The organism is Pseudovibrio sp. JE062 (genome assembly GCF_000156235.1).
In the GTDB taxonomy this organism is placed as follows: domain Bacteria; phylum Pseudomonadota; class Alphaproteobacteria; order Rhizobiales; family Stappiaceae; genus Pseudovibrio.
The window spans coordinates 49,846-64,464 of record NZ_DS996816.1; the positions used below are offsets into that span (position 1 = coordinate 49,846).

The following is a 14,619-nucleotide window of genomic DNA, read 5'->3' on the forward strand; positions in this document are numbered from 1 at the left end:
CACATCTTAAGATTTGCAAACGGGCCTCTCGAGGCCCGTTTTCTTTTGCAGAAAGCTTGCCGACCAAACTGCACAAACACGAACAGCACCGCATGGCATCCCATGCAGTGGTGAGGCTGAAAGTCCCCGCAAGGCGGGTGGAGCAAGACGAACAGGCTGAGCCTGCGCTACTTGTTAGAAATGAGTCTTCGGCAACAGCTGGTCGCCTCGCTCGGGTCTTTTAATATGGACAACATCGCCTCTTATCCTGAAAGACACGATGGCCAGTTTCCTGGAAAGACAAAGCTGCCCTCGCAACGGGTTTCCCCAAAAGCAAAAGCTCTCTGCCTCTGGCATTCACCGCTCTGACCAGTAAATGCCACCGCTTGATGCCCTTCAGGCTTGGGCCCTTCCTCCCAGACCATGCGGTCACGCCTGAAAATCGGTTCCACCGGACAACCGAAAGATGCGTTACTTCTCCCGAAAGCCCAACCCCGCCCACGCCGCGAGATGGACGGTCCACCCCGGCCCGATTGCGTGGGCACACAACAAAGATAAAGCCGTAAACAGGCAAGGGGGATAAGTTTTCTGGCCCCCTCATGTCCTGACCCCCAATCAGCTTTCGATGCAGGAGGCTCCCCTTCCTTCGTCATCCCGCACAAACGCAGTGCGATGCGGGACCCAGAGCCCCACACCCGAACCTCTCTGCTGGATACCGGATCTCCACTTCGCTCCGTCCGGCATGACGGCAGAGGCACGGCAGCCCACACGAAGCAGCACCTTCCCCTCCTCCGTCATCCCGCACTCGATGCGGGACCCAGAGCCCCACATCAGAACGTCTCTTCTGGATACCAGATCTCCACTCCGCTCCATCCGGCATGACGGCAGGGCGCCCATTCCGGTGTTATCCCGGCCACCGAGCCGGGATCCATTACCACAAACGCCTCTCCCACGGCTTCCTCAACACCTACTCAAAGCAGCCAAGAACGTCTTTCTCAAAATACGGCTCCTGATTGACCCAGAACATGTAATCCACCTTCAGAAAATCCTCTGCAAATGCGTGCAGCAGGGGGACGATGTTTTGTTTGCTGTCAATCACTTCGGCGGTTCCGGTGCGGCCCGTGTAGTTGCCGTCCTGAATAGCGATGCCAAGGGGGGCGGTGTAATCCCGCTCGTGCATCATCGCGATGGGGTGGTTCAGCTGTCCCTTGCGCTTGACCATCAAGTCCGGAGAACCCAGACCAACGCCAATGCTCTCGCCATGCTCATAGACGGACTTCAGATAGCCCTCGTCCTCAAAGGGAAGCCACTCACCCGGCATAAAGTTGGCATACTGCATCACCACCGAGGTTGAGAACGCAGCCTTCATGGATGACATGTTGTGTTTCAGTCCATCAGCATACTTGGCTGGCGTGAACTGCTGGTCCTGCTTTTTGGAAACACCAATCGCAGACTCTTGCAGGTTGATCCCTTCAATCCGCCCATCAAAGGCTTCTCCAAGCGCCAAAAGCAGCTTAGCAAACCGCTCTTGCACCTTGCTGTTCCAACGCTTCGCAACCCAGCCTTCTGTGCGGTTGTCATCATCAAACTGCTGAACAGCCCCGCCAGCATACGCATCTGCTAAAAGATAATCAGGAACAGGCACATAGTCAGGATTAAACGAAGCATCCTGAAGCTGGACAAAGAGTGTCTTCCCCTTGGACTGAAGATAGGCAAGATCAGCTTCGATCAGGGAGAAATCGTAGTCCCCCTCACCTTTCTCAAGTTCCCGCCACGGATACATGATCTGCGCGCCCACAAACCGCGCATGATCAAGAAACGGATGATCCTTAATCGCCTCGCGGTCTCTGGCAAAATAAACGAAGTGCTTCATGCCATCTTGAGCAATCGGGCAAGACGCCCCCAGATACTGCTTGTAGGCCTCAGCATACCGGTCAGCAGGGTTCTTCCACTTGGCAAATGCAGATGGGGCGGAGAATGAAAAAAGCGCAACAAGGCCAATGGCAACAGAGGTGCGCACATTAAGAACTGGCATAGAGGAATAACCTGACATCTATAGAAAATAGATCATCAGAAAACCGCGCAACTTTGTCGACAAAGAGGCTTACAGCACGGCGGACACCACTTACACCAAGCTAATGCGTCAACGCCGTACTCTTACATAAGGGAGGGGAGCCTCTTCCTTAAACAGCAAAGCCCTGACGCTTCAACTGCTGCACAATCTGGTCCATCTTTTGCAAAAACTGTGAGCGATCTTTCTGAGAGAACGGTCTCGGCCCACCTGTCTGCTCCCCAAAGCTGCGCAGGTCTTCCATCAGGTTACGGGTTGCCAGAGCCATGCCGATGGATGCCTCATCAAACACCTTCCCTTTTGGCGAAAGCGCAATCGCACCAGCTTTCACAACACGGTCTGCCAGCGGAATATCCTGAGTTACGACGATATCACCCGGCACAGCGCGCTCAGCGATCCAGTCATCCGCCACATCAGGTCCATCCGGCACAATCACCCGCTCAACATCCATGTCGCGCGGTGTGTTGATGAAGCTGTTGGCGACAACGAACACCTTCAGGCGATACCGGTCCGCAACCTTGTAGACCTCGTCTTTGACGGGGCAAGCATCGGCATCAATGTAAATAAGTATCTTTTTCGCGCTGGTCACAGCCGCATATCTCCTGCAATGCAGCGCACGCCCCAATGTAGTTCTGATCTTCAGGCAGGAATGCGCTCAACTCACGCCTTTACTCGCGCAGGAGCTATCACCTTGTCAATCAGACTTGCCATTTCAAGCACATGCCAGTCACTTCCGGCCCGCCCAAACAGCATCAAACCCGTACCCGGCGTGCCATAGGTGTTCATCGGAATAGTCACAGCACAACCATCTACCCAGTTCACCGCCCGCGTATTCTGCGAAAGCTGAGAACCAATCTTCTCCAGATTGCTGTCAATATCACTCAGCATCGGCGCAATGATCGGCACAGTCGGTGCAATCAGAATATCAAACTTGCCCGCCATCTCTTTAAAGGCCCGAATAGCTTCCACCCGCTTGGACCGCGCCTCTTCCATCTCTTTGCTCGTCACTTCAGCAGACTGGAGGATCCGCTCAAGCACATAAGGATCTGCGGTTTGCTTGAGCCCTTCCAGATACCCGGAAACCAACGCAGTCGCCTCATAACTACATATCGTACCAAGGCAAGTCGTGCTGTGACACAAAGCTGGCTCCGAAACCGGAGCGATGATAGCTCCAGCATCCCGGATCGCCAGCATCGCGCGATCAAAGTCAGCGCTGACTTGAGTGTCCAGCCCCTCAGCCAAAGGCGAAGCAACCAGCCCCACATGTAAACCATCGAGACTGCTGATCTTGCGTGGCACAAGGCATTGGCCGGAAAGCACCGCATGCAATCGGGTACACATATGCAGTGATCGTGCAATAAAGCCGACCGTATCAAACGAGGGGCAAATCGAGAAAACGCCCTTGGTAGAGATCGCCGCACGCGTCGGTTTGAATCCATAAAGACTATTCAGAGCTGCCGGAATACGCACAGACCCGCCCGTGTCCGTCGCCAGCGCGGCATCACACAGCCCAAGCCCAACACTCGCCATCGCACCGGAGGACGACCCACCAGGAATGCGCAGTGCATCAAGAATATTCTCGGGAGATCCAAAGTGAGGATTGAGCCCTAACCCGGTGAAGGCCAGCTCACTCATATTGGTACGGCCACATGTAAAAGCCCCAGCAGCCTTCAGCGCAGAAACCACCTTGGCATCTTCACAGGCCGGAGCCCGATTGCGCAGGAAGGACGAGCCTGCACTGGTGACAATGCCAAACTCATCAAACAGATCCTTGAGAGAAACCGCGACACCATGCAGAGGCAGCGTGCCATACGCATCCTTCTGCCTCTGATCAGCCGCCTCAGCTGAACGCATGATCCGCTCTGCATCAAACTCCAGAAAGATACGCTCAACATATCCATCAGGCAGGTCCATTGCCCGATCAATATACCGGCGTGCTACATCTACCGCTCTGAAGTGTATACGAGGATCCGTCGACAAGTTAGCTCCACTCATCACACATGCATATTATCGCAGTCTGATGGTTGTCGCTTGTTTTGCGCTTAAGTTCAATCATCTCCAAACAAAAGAGATACCAGTCTGTTAATCCGCCAACGTGAAGCGCAGCAAACCTCGTTTATGCAGCGAGGGAAGAAGCGGCAGAGCTTAACGCGTCAACACTCTCCAGCAGATCCGGCAGGGCCAACCCGCTCAGAGCCAAGCGAGACCACAACACCACGGAGCCATCCTCCCCTTGCCCGACGATGATGGGATGCCCCTCAACATCAGGCAAGTTCAGCGTCAGCAGATTGCCATCACTCAGGCTTTCATGAATGGCCTCACGCTCTACCCGAACCAGCAGTTTAATGTAATCCGGCTCATTCCCCACAAAGTACATGCTGAACTGGCCATCAACATCCACCTGATAAACCTCATTCTCTTCATACTCATTGATCAGGTACTGGCGCATGAGATCTTTCATCAGATGATGGAAGTTCACATTCTCAGAAACCATGCTTCTTCCCTGCCTTCAGCCCCGCATACTTCTCATTGAAATACGCACCCGTTATCTCATCCGCCTGCACGGTATCCGCAGTCCAGTCCGTCACATAAGTCGTAGCCGGGTTCTCCATGGTGCTCAGGTGTGAAGACATAAATTTGGATCTGGAGTTTTGCTCGACAATAAAACGCTCAAGTTTCTTGCCCGGCTCACTGGGAACATCCAGTGACTTGAAGAAGCCCTGAATCTCCTCGAAGGGAATAGGCTTCAGCCCTTCAATATCCAGCGTCAGTGAAGGCTTTGGCCCAGCTTTCGTCCACGACACCACGGTCGGTGCCTCTCCCATGATCGTTTGCTTCCCGTCCTGAAGCCGAAAAGCCCCCGGAAACGTCGGCCATGCATCAACTACAACAGCCTCTTGCGTGGGGTCTCTGGGATCACCAATCATGCAAAACGCATGGTCAACCATCGAAGAGGAAACGCGAGCCACCGGACGCTCCGTTTCAGATGCTGCCAGAAGCTTGTAACTCACCTCCGCATGCCCAGAGCAGTTTCCGGCCTGCACACGCAAAGAACTCTCCGCTAAACCGCCATTTTGTGATGCTTTAGCCAGCCCATAATTAGCCCGCAGATAGCTCTCACCGCGCGAAGCAAAGACGTCTGACGGCAAGTTACCTGCTCCATGAGGCAACAACTGCTTGGTCTGCCAGATAACTTTCTGCGCAGTCTTCAAGTCCTCAAAAGTCTGCGCAGACACACGCACTTCTTGCCCTTGAAACTCACCAAGGTACTTCTGTGCTTTCTTCACTGTTGTGAAATTAACAGTATCAGGTGTCTCAGCAGTATTCGAACGAAGACAATGAACAAGCGAACTAAACGTCGGCACCTGAACCTCCCATTACACAACCTAAACTAGAAATAATCTCTCAAAATCGATAGTAATAGCGAGAGAAAATCTAACTGTCAGATTCAGCACAGGAGCCGATTACATAAAATTGAAGATCAGAAACCAAAAATTCGATAAAGCATACAACCATATGATTTTCATAAGCTTTGCCAGATCTTCATCCCAACCGTCCAATCCAAAACAAATAAAATTTATTTAAAACAACTGTATTTTAGCCATCAAAAAAGCCCGCCAGAAGAACCGGCGGACTCTTTGAAACTCAATTAAAGAGCGAACTTAGCGCTTCGGCTTATTGAACGCCGCAGCCAGTGCAGCAGCCATGGCGTTGTTGCCACCACCACCATTATCAGCTGGCTTATTACCACCACGACCACCACCGCGAGGCCCACCACCACGGTTGCCACCATTCGGGCGATTGCCGCCACCCGGACGACCACCACCGTGATTGCGTCCACCGCCACGCTCAGCCTGACGCTCCCGTGCATTTTCGCGAGCATCCGCGCTGTCTTTGCGCATGGTCAGACCGATACGTTTGCGGGCAATGTCCACCTCAACAACACGCACCTTCACGATATCACCAGCCTTCACCACCGTATGCGGATCATCCACGAACCGGTCTGCTAGCTGAGACACGTGCACAAGACCGTCCTGATGCACGCCGATATCAACGAAGGCGCCGAAGTTGGTCACGTTAGTCACCGTGCCTTCCAGCATCATACCCGGCTTCAGATCCTGCATAGTCTCAACACCGTCCTGGAAGGAGGCCGTTTTGAACTCAGGACGCGGGTCACGGCCCGGCTTTTCCAGCTCTGAGAAGATGTCCTTCACAGTCGGCAGACCGAATTTCTCGTCCGTAAACTCTTTTGGATCCAGATTGCTCAGCAGGTTGGAGCCCATGATCTCACGAATATCACGACCACACGCCTTGATGATCTTCTGTGCCACTGGATAAGCTTCCGGGTGAACAGAAGACGCATCCAACGGGTTATCGCCATCTGCAATCCGCAGGAAGCCCGCGCACTGCTCAAACGCTTTCGGCCCAAGGCGAGCCACTTTCAGCAGCTCCTTGCGGTTTTTGAAAGCACCAACCGTATCGCGATACTCAACCACCGCCTTAGCAAGGCTCTCAGTTAGGCCAGAGATATGCGAGAGCAGCGGAGCAGACGCGGTGTTAAGATCAACCCCAACCGCGTTCACTGCATCCTCAACTACACCATCCAGAGAACGCGCCAGCTTGGTCTGGTTCACATCATGCTGATACTGCCCCACGCCAATGGATTTCGGCTCAATCTTCACCAGCTCCGCCAGTGGGTCCTGCAAACGACGACCGATAGACGCCGCACCGCGAAGCGACACATCCACATCCGGCATTTCCTTCGCAGCCAACGCAGAAGCTGAGTAAACAGAAGCTCCCGCCTCATTCACCATCACCTTGGTTGGGCGATGCTCAGCAGGAATGTCCTTCAGCAGATCAGCAGCCAGTTTATCCGTCTCACGGCTTGCGGTGCCGTTACCAATCGCAATCAGGCTCACACCATGCTTAGCAACCAGCATCCGCAGCGTTGCAAGCGAACCCTGAATGTCATTGCGTGGCTGGAATGGGTAGATCGTTGCCGTATCCACCAGCTTGCCCGTTGCATCAACAACAGCCACCTTCACACCGGTACGAATACCCGGATCAAGCCCCAGCGTCGCACGCGGCCCAGCAGGAGCGGCCAAAAGCAAGTCTTTCAGGTTACGAGCAAAAACCTTGATCGCTTCTTCTTCCGCCTTGTCACGAAGCTCACTCATCAGGTCTAGCTCAACATGAAGGCCAATCTTCACCTTCCACGTCCAGCGGCACACATCAGAAAGCCACTTGTCAGCAGGACGGCCCTTGTTCTCGATACCCGCAGCATCCGCAATCATCTGCTCAACAGGCTTCACAGCGGAAACGTCGTCTTCGTCCACCTTCAGGTCCAACGCCAGAATGCCCTCATTGCGACCACGCAGCAGCGCCAGTGCACGGTGGCTTGGAATGTTCTTCCAGTTCTCGGAGTAACCGAAGTAATCTGAGAATTTCGCACCTTCCTGCTCTTTGCCCGCAACAACTTCCGCCTTCACAGCCCCCTGACGCGCCACATAGTTACGCAGCTTACCAACCAGCTGAGCGTTCTCGGAAAAACGCTCCATCAGGATCTGACGCGCCCCATCCAGCACGGCCTTGGTGTCCGCAAAGCCTTTCTCCGCATCAACAAAGCTGCCCGCTTCACTCTCAGGCATCTTATTCGGATCACCGAGCAGCAGATCAGCCAGTGGCTCAATGCCAGCTTCACGTGCAATCTGCGCTTTGGTGCGACGCTTCTTTTTGTAAGGCAGATAGAGGTCTTCCAGCGCGGCTTTGTTGTCCGCCGTCGCGATCTGCTTTGCCAGCTCGTCGGTAAGTTTGCCCTGCTCATCAATGGATTTCACAATCGCTTTGCGGCGATCTTCCATCTCACGCATGTAAATCAGGCGCTCTTCCAACGTACGCAGCTGGCTATCATCCAACCCGCCCGTCGCTTCTTTACGGTAGCGCGCAATAAACGGAACCGTAGAGCCTTCATCCAACAACTGCACCGCAGAATTCACCTGCCCCGGCGCACAGCCAATTTCACCAGCAATCCGCTGAGAAATCCGCAAAGCAACATCCGCAGGCAATGCACCAGCTTTGGCAGAAGAGGAAGAAGAAGCAACAGAGCTCAGATCAGACATTCAAATCTCATAGGCTTATTAATATTGAAAGCCCACCCTAGGTCCCCAATGCGGGCAAAACTAGGTGCGAGAAGGGAATATGAACAGGGAAAGAAAGGGGTGATACCTGCAAGAGCATCATTCGGAAGATCAGCTCCATTTTCTGTCTTCTCAAGACAACACAATTTGTAGATGGTGATACTATAAATCATACAAATGGAGCTTTGCTATGAAATCACGGATCACATTATCAATAAGGAGCGACGGCTCTTTTGAAATGTTTCTCAATGAAGCTGGCCGTGATGATCTTGTAGAACTGCTTCAATCTCTCTCCAAAGAGAATGATCACTTCCATCTTGCACCTAAGGAACTTGAGTTGGATTGCGAGATATCAGAGATCCCCTATCGAGAATCCGACCGATTATTGTCGAACGGTAAAGTACTTTTTCGCCCCGACGATTGGGACCGTCTTTACTTCCCACACGTGATGAATGGCGAGCCTTGTTGAGTGTGTGAATTAAGAGGGATTTCTCATGGAAATGAAAATCGTCATTTTACCAGGTTTAGATGGCACAGGAGTTCTCTCCTGCAAGATCCGTGAGTCTCTTTCTGCAAATTACAAAGTTGAGACGATTTCATATCCGCCAAACCTATCCCATTATAATGAGCTTTTAGACTGGCTTTATGCGTTACTTCCCAGTGAAGATTTCATCATTGTAGCTGAGTCATTCTCAGGCCCCCTCGCAGCCATGATCGCTGCAAAGCACCCCAAATTCTTAAAAGGTGTTGTGTTCGTCGCAACCTTTGCTCAAAGGCCACGAAACCTGCCCGCATCATTCGCGTACATCCTTCAAGTTGTTCCAATAAAATCTAGTTACCTAGCGCAGATGGTACAGCCAATCTTGATGGGAAAGTGGTCTAACCGTGATTTTACGAGCACATTCAAACAGGCATTGAATAAGGTTCCAGCATCGACTCTTTCCAAACGGCTGGCGGAAGTTCTTAAAGTTGATGTGATTTCGCAACTTACTGAGATAAGCGTACCTACATTGTATTTGCAGGCAAAACACGACCGATTGGTACCACAGAGAATGTCAGCTCCCTTTAATCGCACGTCAGCTACATTCTGCACGATTGAGGGGCCGCACTTCCTACTGCAAGCAAATGCTGGAGAGACTGCTACAAAAATATCGGAGTTCATAGGAAGTCTGAATTGAACTTTAACTCACGAAGACTGTGATAGTTGAACTTGTTACTACCATAGCCAGCTAACACTACCCTTCCAGCGCCTCAATCATCTCCACGCGCATTGCATGTCGTCCGCCTTCAAACTGAGCGGAAAGGAATGCGTCCACGATATCGAGTGCAACTCCTTCGCCAATCACGCGAACACCCATAGAAAGCATGTTGGCGTTGTTGTGCTCACGGATCATGCGAGCGGAGAATGTGTCACTACAAACCCCACAGCGAACACCTTTGATCTTGTTTGCTGCCATCATGATCCCTTGGCCAGTACCGCATAAAACAAACCCAAACCGGCAATCACCGGAGGCAACAAGCTGCGCAGCCGCTTCTCCATGCTTTGGATAAGGCGTGCTTTCAGGCGTTGTCGGCCCAATATCGACGACTTCTCAACCCTTCTCAGCGATATGAGCAGCAACGACATGTCGAAGCTGAATACCTGCGTGATCACTGGAAAGAACAACCCGTTTGTTGGATGGCATGAAGAAAAAATCCCGTTTCTTGAAGGCTGAGGCAATTCTCGGATGAGATTGGTACCTTGTTTCACGTCACCGCACCACATCTATCAGTGTCGCCCTCTCAATCACACCGTCTCACCAGTCTGCTCAGCAACTCTCCCCCTCCCCTTCGCCGTCCCCAGATAGACCGAACCGATGATGACAAGCAGCGCGATAAAGCGCTGAGGGGTCATCACTTCCCCTAGCAGAATAACACTAAGAATAGCGCCGCCAACGGGTACGGCAAAGTTGACCTGAGACATTCTGTTGGCACCAATTTTGGGGACCAGATAGAAGTAAATCAGATTGGCGCAAGCTGTTGAAATCACGCCCAGATAGACAACTGCGCCCAGAGAAGAACCAGTCAGCTCAATGGCTGAAAAGTCTGTGCCTGTAGCCACAGCATAAATCCCGATAGTGACCGTCCCCACAATCATTGAACCAGCCGCCATCTCCAACGGCGGGCGCTTCACATACTTTCTGATGTAAACCGTTGAGGTTGCGTAAGAAGCTGTCGCAGCAAGGATGGCGAACTGCCCCGTAACCTGCACGCCCAATCCAGAAAGTGCACCTGGCCCAACAAGGATCGCGACACCAGTCAATCCACCCAACACACCAAGCGTGGTTCTAAGCGTGAGTGCCTCTTCAGGAACAAGCCACGCGGCAAGTAACAGTGTCACCATTGGCGATGTCCCCATGAGGATGGAGGTCAAAGCACTATCAACCGACTGCTCTCCATAACTGATAAGCAGAAAAGGAAGTGCACTGCCCAGAAGCCCTGTCACCGCATAGGAAACCCAGTCGACGGGATCTTTGGAAAGAGAAAGGCCACGTATTTTCAAAGCACTAAAGATAATCAAGCTACCAACAAGCATCCGTCCGAAAACCAGAAAAGCGGGCTCAAGGGAAGCAACGCCAATCTTGATCACAACATAAGACGAGCTCCACATGGCAGCGAGCAGTAGCCATAAGGAAAGATGAAAAAGAGTTGTCTTGTGCATTCTCTGAAATCCGATAAATTGCTACTATATTAGAAGCATTACACCGCTTCGATTTTAGAAGCAAGGAACATGCACCATGAGTGAAGAAGATCGTCCCGTCGCAAAACATGGCGAACCAGTGCCCGGCTCTCCAAGCGGGCAGCCGATCATGGTCCTCTTCGACCTGCTCAGCAGGCGATGGGCTATGGGCATACTGTGGGGGCTGAGCGAGAAAAACCGCACATTTCGCGAGCTTCAGGCCTATTGCGGCTCAGCTTCGCCAAGCGTTCTGAACACACGCCTCAAAGAACTACGCAGCGTCGGCCTCATCGAAAAAGCCTCTGACGGCTACACCCTGACTAAGACAGGCCGGGAACTCTATAACCGCCTGGAACCTCTAGGCGACTGGGCGATGGAATGGGTTCCGACAATTTAGAGAGCCTATCTGACAGCACAAATGCAGCTCAGAAACGATCTCAATAAATTATCGGCTCACGCAAAAAGCCTAAGAAAACATCATTACTTTTTGCCTGGGCTTCTAAACTTGGCGAGCAGCTGGCACACCTATACCATCAGCAGCATTTGAATCACGGGTACAATACCCCAGACGGAATGGAGCATAAGCATGGCAGTTTCTAAGAGTGATCTAGAGAAGTACGCTTCAGTGACCACGGATAAACTCCGCTATTGCGATGCGGACAGCCAGGGCCATGTCAACAATGCCGTGTTCAGCACATTCTTAGAAACCGGACGTACCGAACTGTTCATCCATGAGAAGCTAAACCTGTTCACCAAAACCAGCGGCTTCGCACTGGCAAACCTCAATATGGATTTCTTGCGCCCTGTGTTCTGGCCCGGAGAAGTGCAGATCTACACCGGCATCGCCAGAATTGGTGGAAGCTCACTGGAGCTTCAGCAGCTCGTTGTCCAAAACAACGAAGTCGCCGCCTCAGCCAAAACAACCATGGTTCAGATCGATCTGACCACAAACAAAGCCAAGAAGTTCACCGATGACATTCGTCAGGAACTGTCGAACTATCTTCTTTAGGGAGTCTTACCGTGAGGCGATGACGTTACATCGCCTCTCACCGCACCACTGTAATCTTCTTTGCAGCACGGGTCACAGCGGTGTAGAGCCAGCGGGTTTTGTGCTCGCGGAAGGCCCAGCTTTCGTCGAACAGCACCACATCATCCCATTGAGAACCCTGAGATTTATGCACGGTCAGCGCATAGCCGTAGTCAAACTCGTCAGCCCGGCGGCGGATGGCGTAAGGGAGCTGCTCGCTGCCTTCCTCAAACATCGCTGGCAGCACCTTCACCTTGACGGCTTTCTTGGAAAAATCATCCTCTGAAATCACGTCAAAGCGTAGCGTATTGCCGCGTGGCGGACGCAGGCGGGAGACTTCCCAAAGGCCACCATTCAGCAAGCCCTTGGTCTTGTCATTGCGCAAGCAAACCAACTTGTCACCTACAGACGGCATCTGCGTGGTGAAGCCTTTCAGATCACGGATACGGCCATTGTAAAGTCGGCGCGTCTTGTTGGTACCAACCAGCACCTGATCAGAGGCAAGGATGCGCTCCTTATCGATCTCCCGGCGGGAAATCACGGCGCTGTCACCATACTGGCCAAAGTCCAGTTCTTCCCCATCACGAATATCCATGGACATGCGCACGATCGGATTGTCTTTCGCCTGACGGTGAACCTCGGTGAGCATGATGTCCGGCTCAGCCTCGGTGAAGAAACCACCACCACGAACAGGTGGCAACTGCGCAGGATCACCCAGCACCAGCACCTTCTTGCCGAAGGAAAGCAGGTCGCGTCCAAGTTCCTCATCCACCATGGAACATTCATCGATGATGATCAGATCCACTTTGGCAGCAGGACTATCGCGGTTGATGGCAAACTGCGGGCTTTCATCCTCGTCTTCATCATCCTTCTTCGTCCCCTTGGGGCGATAGATCAACGAGTGGATGGTCGACGCGTCCGCACACCCTTTTTGGCGCAGAACGTGCGCAGCCTTACCGGTGAACGCACCAAAGGCAACTTCACCATCCAAACCCTCTGCCAAATGACGGGCCAGCGTGGTCTTTCCGGTTCCGGCATACCCAAACAAGCGAAACACCTGTGGCCCGTGAGAGCGTGCCCAGCGCGCCACTTCAGTAAGTGCATCATCTTGTTGCGGAGACCAATCCATTCCAGACCACCTGTAATAACTTTCTCAAACGTCAATGAGTAATAAACGAAGCTGACCTGAAACGCCCTCGTTTTCTTAAAAAGGTCAACAGGACACTCCAAATTGAACTTGTGAAACTTACGCGGAATTCAGGCACTGTCGCTAGGGTTGCAGCAGCCTATCAATTTCGGAGCAACCCCATGCCACTGTGGAAGACATGTGCCAGCGAAAGTCCCGACATCTACGCCACGGCCCGCGCCGTTGAAGGCTTAGCCAAAGCCCGCATTCCAGAAACCGGAGTGAGCCCGGAAGAAGCCTACAATCTTGTGCGGGACGAGCTGTATCTAGATGGCAACGCACGGCAAAACCTTGCCACGTTCTGCACCACATGGGTGGAGGATGAAGTCCACAAACTCATGGCTGATTGCATCGATAAGAACATGATCGATAAGGATGAGTATCCGCAAACGGCAGAGATCGAAGCCCGCTGCGTTCACATCATCGCTAGCCTCTGGAACTCGCCGGAAGCCGAAGAAACCATCGGCTGCTCCACAACCGGCTCTTCAGAAGCCGCCATGCTGGGCGGCCTTGCACTGAAATGGGCATGGAGAGACCGCCGCAAGAAAGAAGGCAAGCCTCACGATAAGCCCAATATGGTTTGCGGTCCTGTTCAGGTGTGCTGGCATAAGTTCGCAAAATACTTCGATGTGGAACTGCGCCAGATCCCACTCAGCGAAGGCTCTCTCCATATGCGGCCTGAGCAGTTGAAAGACTATGTGGACGAAAACACAATCTGCGTCGTCCCCACACTGGGCGTTACCTTCACCGGCGTTTACGAACCCGTCAAAGAAATCTGCCAGGAGCTGGATAGGCTTCAGAATGAAACCGGTCTGGACATCCCAGTCCACGTGGATGCCGCATCCGGTGGCTTCGTTGCACCCTTCTTGCATCCGGAACTGCTGTGGGATTTCCGCCTCGACCGCGTGAAATCCATCAACGCCTCTGGCCACAAGTTCGGCCTCGCGCCTCTGGGTGTGGGCTGGGTGATCTGGCGCGATAAAAAAGAGTTGCCGTCTGATCTGGTGTTCAACGTTGATTATCTGGGCGGCAACATGCCCACCTTCGCGCTGAACTTCTCTCGCCCCGGCGGACAGATCGTCATCCAGTATTACAACTTCATGCGATTAGGATGGGATGGCTACCGAGACATCCAGTCCGCTTGCGCAGAAAATGCTCAGTATCTGGCAGAGAAACTATCAGAACTGCCGGAGCTGGATATCCTTTACGACGGCAACGGCGCCCTACCCTGCGTATGCTATCGCCTTAAACATCCGAACAAAGCTCACTACACGCTCTACGATCTTTCAGAGCGCGTCCGCATGAATGGATGGCAAATCGCATCCTATCCACTGCCATCAGATATGGAAGATACGGTTGTCCAGCGCGTCATGATCCGCCACGGCGTCTCTCACGATGCCGTCGAGCAGCTCTACTGGGACATCAAGAAAGCCCTGAACTATCTGGACAAAAACAACATCAAGTGGTCCGAGGCTGGACCAAGTTTCTCTCACGGATAGA

13 protein-coding genes and 1 pseudogene are annotated in these 14,619 nt (G+C 52.7%); 5 read left to right on the top strand and 9 right to left on the bottom strand.

From position 1 onward, the window contains the following. Nucleotides 1–946: 946 nt before the first annotated feature. From PJE062_RS23545 to PJE062_RS23570, 6 genes are all read right to left on the bottom strand, one after another. On the bottom strand, nucleotides 947–2,014 hold the full coding sequence (locus PJE062_RS23545; protein WP_008552532.1) for a hypothetical protein: 1,068 nt from the start codon (nucleotides 2,012–2,014) through the stop codon (nucleotides 947–949). A gap of 148 nt (nucleotides 2,015–2,162) precedes the next feature. Then, on the bottom strand, nucleotides 2,163–2,639 hold the full coding sequence (locus tag PJE062_RS23550; RefSeq protein ID WP_008552584.1) for a YaiI/YqxD family protein: 477 nt from the start codon (nucleotides 2,637–2,639) through the stop codon (nucleotides 2,163–2,165). Between the two features lie 71 nt (nucleotides 2,640–2,710). Then, entirely contained in the window at nucleotides 2,711–4,030 is a 1,320-nt protein-coding gene (locus PJE062_RS23555; RefSeq protein WP_208982463.1) for an amidase, read from the bottom strand. Nucleotides 4,031–4,166: 136 nt separating this feature from the next. Continuing rightward, nucleotides 4,167–4,544 (bottom strand): CesT family type III secretion system chaperone, encoded by a 378-nt coding sequence (locus tag PJE062_RS23560; RefSeq protein ID WP_008552613.1) that lies wholly within the window; start codon nucleotides 4,542–4,544, stop codon nucleotides 4,167–4,169. Further along, nucleotides 4,534–5,415 carry a hypothetical protein gene (locus PJE062_RS25880; RefSeq protein ID WP_157039317.1) on the bottom strand — a complete coding sequence of 294 codons (882 nt, stop codon included), beginning with the start codon at nucleotides 5,413–5,415 and terminating at the stop codon, nucleotides 4,534–4,536. Before PJE062_RS25880 ends, PJE062_RS23560 begins: the two co-directional genes overlap by 11 nt. A 297-nt stretch (nucleotides 5,416–5,712) precedes the next feature. Beyond that, nucleotides 5,713–8,169: a Tex family protein gene (locus PJE062_RS23570; protein ID WP_008552560.1), complete on the bottom strand. Its 2,457-nt coding sequence runs from the start codon at nucleotides 8,167–8,169 to the stop codon at nucleotides 5,713–5,715. Between the two features lie 208 nt (nucleotides 8,170–8,377). Between PJE062_RS23570 and PJE062_RS26210 the strand changes: the two genes are divergently transcribed. Together PJE062_RS26210 and PJE062_RS23575 are read left to right on the top strand one after the other, a co-directional pair. After that, nucleotides 8,378–8,656, top strand: a complete 279-nt coding sequence (locus PJE062_RS26210; RefSeq protein ID WP_157039318.1) for a hypothetical protein — start codon at nucleotides 8,378–8,380, stop codon at nucleotides 8,654–8,656. Nucleotides 8,657–8,681: 25 nt separating this feature from the next. Beyond that, nucleotides 8,682–9,365 carry an alpha/beta fold hydrolase gene (locus tag PJE062_RS23575; protein WP_008552668.1) on the top strand — a complete coding sequence of 228 codons (684 nt, stop codon included), beginning with the start codon at nucleotides 8,682–8,684 and terminating at the stop codon, nucleotides 9,363–9,365. Between the two features lie 57 nt (nucleotides 9,366–9,422). Here PJE062_RS23575 and rpiB read toward each other — a convergent pair. Beyond that, nucleotides 9,423–9,872 (bottom strand): annotated as a pseudogene (rpiB, locus tag PJE062_RS23580) (ribose 5-phosphate isomerase B). 101 nt (nucleotides 9,873–9,973) lie between these two features. Continuing rightward, nucleotides 9,974–10,888: a DMT family transporter gene (locus tag PJE062_RS23585; protein WP_008552644.1), complete on the bottom strand. Its 915-nt coding sequence runs from the start codon at nucleotides 10,886–10,888 to the stop codon at nucleotides 9,974–9,976. 76 nt (nucleotides 10,889–10,964) lie between these two features. Here PJE062_RS23585 and PJE062_RS23590 point away from each other — a divergent pair, with 76 nt between their 5' ends. After that, nucleotides 10,965–11,303: a helix-turn-helix domain-containing protein gene (locus PJE062_RS23590; protein WP_008552529.1), complete on the top strand. Its 339-nt coding sequence runs from the start codon at nucleotides 10,965–10,967 to the stop codon at nucleotides 11,301–11,303. Nucleotides 11,304–11,492: 189 nt separating this feature from the next. Further along, complete coding sequence (locus PJE062_RS23595; protein WP_008552526.1) at nucleotides 11,493–11,915, top strand: thioesterase family protein; 423 nt, start codon at nucleotides 11,493–11,495, stop codon at nucleotides 11,913–11,915. Nucleotides 11,916–11,952: 37 nt separating this feature from the next. Here the strand turns inward: PJE062_RS23595 and PJE062_RS23600 are convergent, their stop codons facing one another. Next, a complete protein-coding gene (locus tag PJE062_RS23600; RefSeq protein WP_008552592.1) occupies nucleotides 11,953–13,062 on the bottom strand; it encodes an ATP-dependent RecD-like DNA helicase in 1,110 nt (369 codons plus the stop codon). A gap of 179 nt (nucleotides 13,063–13,241) precedes the next feature. Here PJE062_RS23600 and PJE062_RS23605 point away from each other — a divergent pair, with 179 nt between their 5' ends. Next, the gene (locus tag PJE062_RS23605) at nucleotides 13,242–14,618 is read left to right on the top strand and encodes a glutamate decarboxylase (protein WP_008552642.1); all 1,377 of its coding nucleotides are present in this window, start codon (nucleotides 13,242–13,244) and stop codon (nucleotides 14,616–14,618) included. Nucleotide 14,619: the final 1 nt, after the last annotated feature.

Coding starts and splice junctions, on each gene's coding strand:
- PJE062_RS23545 (WP_008552532.1), bottom strand. CDS start 2,014: ATGCCAGTTCTTAATGTGCGCACCTCTGTTGCCATTGGCCTTGTTGCG.
- PJE062_RS23560 (WP_008552613.1), bottom strand. CDS start 4,544: ATGGTTTCTGAGAATGTGAACTTCCATCATCTGATGAAAGATCTCATG.
- PJE062_RS23570 (WP_008552560.1), bottom strand. CDS start 8,169: ATGTCTGATCTGAGCTCTGTTGCTTCTTCTTCCTCTTCTGCCAAAGCT.
- PJE062_RS26210 (WP_157039318.1), top strand. CDS start 8,378: ATGAAATCACGGATCACATTATCAATAAGGAGCGACGGCTCTTTTGAA.
- PJE062_RS23575 (WP_008552668.1), top strand. CDS start 8,682: ATGGAAATGAAAATCGTCATTTTACCAGGTTTAGATGGCACAGGAGTT.
- PJE062_RS23585 (WP_008552644.1), bottom strand. CDS start 10,888: ATGCACAAGACAACTCTTTTTCATCTTTCCTTATGGCTACTGCTCGCT.
- PJE062_RS23590 (WP_008552529.1), top strand. CDS start 10,965: ATGAGTGAAGAAGATCGTCCCGTCGCAAAACATGGCGAACCAGTGCCC.
- PJE062_RS23595 (WP_008552526.1), top strand. CDS start 11,493: ATGGCAGTTTCTAAGAGTGATCTAGAGAAGTACGCTTCAGTGACCACG.
- PJE062_RS23600 (WP_008552592.1), bottom strand. CDS start 13,062: ATGGATTGGTCTCCGCAACAAGATGATGCACTTACTGAAGTGGCGCGC.
- PJE062_RS23605 (WP_008552642.1), top strand. CDS start 13,242: ATGCCACTGTGGAAGACATGTGCCAGCGAAAGTCCCGACATCTACGCC.